2 protein-coding genes are annotated in these 4,073 nt (G+C 51.3%); both read right to left on the bottom strand.

From position 1 onward, the window contains the following. Nucleotides 1-2,746: tetratricopeptide repeat protein (locus RMO84_RS18095; protein WP_310489833.1), on the bottom strand; the 2,746-nt coding region annotated here is incomplete at its 3' end. Between the two features lie 595 nt (nt 2,747-3,341). Then, nucleotides 3,342-4,073: aminotransferase class V-fold PLP-dependent enzyme (locus RMO84_RS18100; RefSeq protein ID WP_310489834.1), on the bottom strand; the 732-nt coding region annotated here is incomplete at its 5' end.

Here is a 4,073-nt window from a genome sequence, read left to right on the forward strand (position 1 = left end):
TGCCCAAATTGTGCCAAGCGGGATGATAATCGGGTTGAATGGCGATCGCTTGGCGGTAGCTCTCGATCGCCGCAGCTTGCCGATCGAGATGCGCCAGAATCAAGCCCCGATCGTTCCAACTGTGATAGTCTGCGGGCTGAAGATTGAGGGCGCGATCGTATACTGCCAAGGCTTCGGGATAACGTTGCAGCTTGAGCAGAGTTTTGCCTTGAAAATACCAGATCGTCGCCGCCATCGGATCGATGCCGATTGCTTGTTGATAGCTGTAGAGGGCAGCGTCCCACTGTTCGAGATGGGAGAGGGCATATCCCCGCTGACACCAGCACTCGAAACTATTCGGCTCGATGGCTAAGGCGCGATCGTAGCTGACGATCGCTTCGGGGTAGCGATGGAGCTTAAATAAGGATAATCCTTTGCCCTGACTGGCGGGAAAAAAGTCGGGGGCGATCGCAATGGCGCGATCGTAATTGACAATGGCATATTCGTGTCTTTTTAGCTCCGAGAGCGCATTGCCGCGCTCGTACCAGGCTTGATAAAAGTTGGGATCGATGGCGATCGCCCGATCGTAACTTTCTAAAGCGGCGGAATATTCTTGCTGTAAGCCTTGGACGATCCCATAACTGTGCCAAATCGCCGGATCTTTGGTACTCAGTTGCAAGGTGCGCTCGAAACTGGCGATCGCCGCTGGATATCGACCGAGTTCGGCCAGAATTTTACCGCGCTCGTACCACGGTTCGTAGTTATTGGGCATTAGCTCGATCGCTCGCTCGAAACAAGTTAAAGCTTCGGCAGGTTGCTCGATCTTAGCCATCGCTTGACCGCGACTGTGCCAGATATAGGCATCGTCAGGCTGAAAGCTGAGTGCTCGATCGTAGCTGGCGATTGCTTCTGGATATTTACCTTGATGCGCCAAAGTCATCCCTTGGTTGTACCAAGCAGGATAAAATTCGGGATTGAGTTTGAGGGTATGGCTATAGCTACTAATCGCCTCCGCATGGCGTCCCAAATGAAATAGCACGAAGCCCAAGTTATTCCAAGCTTGATAATAATCGGGCTTGAGTTTGAGTGTCCGATCGTAGCTGGCTAAAGCTTGCTCGTATTGGCTCAGGTGAAACAAAGCCATGCCTTTGTTATACCAAGCTTGATGAAATTGGGGTTGGATCGCCAAGGTGCGATCGTAGCTGACGATCGCCGCATCATAACGTTGGAGGTGAAATTGGGCGACGCCTAAGTTATTCCAAGCCGTATAAAATTCTGGGTAGAGCTTGGTGGCGCGATCGTAGCATTCGATCGCCGCTTCAAATCGACCGAGTTTAAACAGCGTTTTGCCCTGATTATTCCACGCGTCGCTATGAGTCGAGTCAAATTGGGTGGCTTTGCGATAGCAGTCTAGAGCATGTTCGTAGCGCGCTAATTGAAACATCGCCGTCCCGCGATTGTTCCAAGCTTCGGCATCTTTAGGCAGCAGCGTCGTCGCTTGCGTGTAGCAATTGAGGGCTTCTTGGGGTCGATCGAGTCTAGCGAGAATATGGCCGCGATTCGTCCAGCCTTCAGCCAATTGGGGCTGTAATTTAGTGACGACTTCATAGCGGCGGAGTGCGGGTTCTAACTCGCCTAAATGAAACAGAATATTACCGCAGTGATTCCAAGCTCGATCGAAATCGGGTTGGAGTTGGGTAACTTTGGTATAAGCCGTCAACGCCGCTTCAAAATCGCCCAGAAAGAACAAGACTTTGCCCTGGTTGTACCAAGCCGCCGCAAACTCTGGTGCTAACTCGATCGCGCAGCGATAGCAGCGCAGGGCATCTTGAAAACTTTTTTGCTCGAAATGGGCGACACCTAAGTTATTCCACGCTTGATAAAATTGCGAATCGAGGACGATCGCTTGTTGATAAGATTCGGTTGCCGCCCGGATATTACCTAACTGAAATAAGACTTGACCTTGATTGTTCCAAGTATATCGCTCCGTCGGATCGAGTTGGAGACTCCGTTCGTAGCAAATACAGGCTGCTTGTACCTGGCCGATCTGAAATAACAACCACCCCTTATGCGCCAATGCCGTACTGCTATCGGGGTGAATTTCCAAGGCGCGATCGTAAGCCGCCAGTGCCAAGTCGGGATCTTGAAGCTCGAACAGGGCGCGTCCTTTTAGCTCCCAGGCAAACCAGTCAGCCGCATTGATGGCGATCGCCTGTTGGCAACTCTCTACCGTCTCCTGAAAATACCCCAATTGATATAATACCCAGCCTTGATTTGCCCAAGTTTCGGCATCTAATGGCTGAAGGGCTAGGGCTTGCGTATAGGCATCTAAGGCTTCATTTAATCTGCCGAGTCCGACTAAGACCCAAGCTAAGTTCGCCCAAGCTTCTTGCTTGTGGGGCTGCAACTCGATCGTCTTGTTATAACAAGCCAGTGCTACTTCTAACTTACCGGCATTCCGACAGGAGTTACCTTGCTGATACCAGGTGTCTGGATCGTCGGTTGCACCCATCCCCGCCAGATCGACGGTCGCCAGCAAGTCTCGATCGCTCGACTCGCGTTCGGCAGTTGGCGGTCGCTGGGCTGGTTGCCGTCGCTCGATCGGATCGGGATTTTCGGACATGCTGGGGTGCGCGGAGCGAGTTGGCTTGACGCCGAAAAAATCGCGTTCTCTACTCACCATTCCCTCGGCACCGTCAGTTGCTAACTGTTGTGAGTCCTGCTGTTTCTTTTGTTTATTATTTTTGCTCCAAAATCTACTTAACATAATTAGTCTCTAAAGATATTCAAAAAGCTGCAACCGGCGGTAACTATTAACAACTACAAAGACATCGACACAGTGACGTTTGGAGATTTTAAATTGTAAGCTTGGCCTCAAGATCGTTGTCACGCGCACCGCTAGGTACTGAATTGGAAATGTCAAACTCGTAAATTCAACGATCCAAGTATCATTAAATACACGAACATTGATGTAAATATGTAGATTTCAACCGAATCGCAGCGAGCTTGTTTGTCAATTTAGAAACCGATCTAAGGTATAAAAAAGATACCTTCAATCGCAGCAATATTAATCTTCATTGCTAAGATAAATCAGACTGAAATTATTGTAAATTATATTACGTAAATCCGGCAAATCGGCACGATTTGGCGAGCATGCGGACATCGGATCGGGGGGCGATGTCCGGTTTTGCCCAGCTAGCTCCGACCTAGTGCAGCTCGCCCGATCGAGTATTACCCCGATCGCGCTCGCCAAATCGATCGGGCGAGCGCGATCTCGATACCCCCAACCTGGCTGTCTAGATCGCTAAATTCCCGATCGATCGGGGTGACAAATCTCACACTTACCCCGGCAATAATCTCGATTACTTCAGCAAGATTTTGGCCGCAGCAGCGACCCCCGCACCGGCGGTAACGCCAGTATGACCGAGTTCGACGATCGTTGCTTCGAGGGCAGCAATCGCCGTCAGGATGTCGCGATCGCACACAAAGCCGAGATGCCCGATTCTAAAGATTTTACCTTTGAGGCTATCCTGACCGCCCGCGAGGACGATATCAAATTTCTTCTTCATCACGCTGCGCACTTGTTCGGCATCCACTGTGGTCGGTGCGACGGCAGTAATTGCCGGACTACCGTGTCCCTCTGGTGCGTACAAGGGTAAGCCCATGGCGGTGGCTGCCGCGCGGGTAGCTTGCATCTGGCGATGGTGCCGCGCAAAGATATTTTCCAAGCCCTCAGCCTGCATCATCTTCAGTGCTGCTTGGAGGGCAAAAATCAAGTTAACCGGTGGTGTGAAGGGGGTCGTGTTTTTGGCAGCATCTTTGCTGTACTTACCCAAATCCATATAGAAACGCGGTAATTTTGCGACCTTATATGCTTCCCAGGCTTTGGGGCTGACACTGACAAAGCCCAATCCAGGCGGGATCATAAAGCCTTTCTGGGAGCCAGAACAGACGACATCCAGCCCCCACTCATCGATCGGGACGTTAACTGCACCCAAGCTAGTCACGGCATCGACGATCGTCAGTGCGCCACTTGGACACAAGCCGCCTGCGAAACGGTTCGGACTTGTAAGTCCGAACGCGCGCTGCAAGCG

Source organism: Chamaesiphon sp. VAR_69_metabat_338 (assembly GCF_031423935.1).
Classification (GTDB): Bacteria; Cyanobacteriota; Cyanobacteriia; order Cyanobacteriales; family Chamaesiphonaceae; genus Chamaesiphon.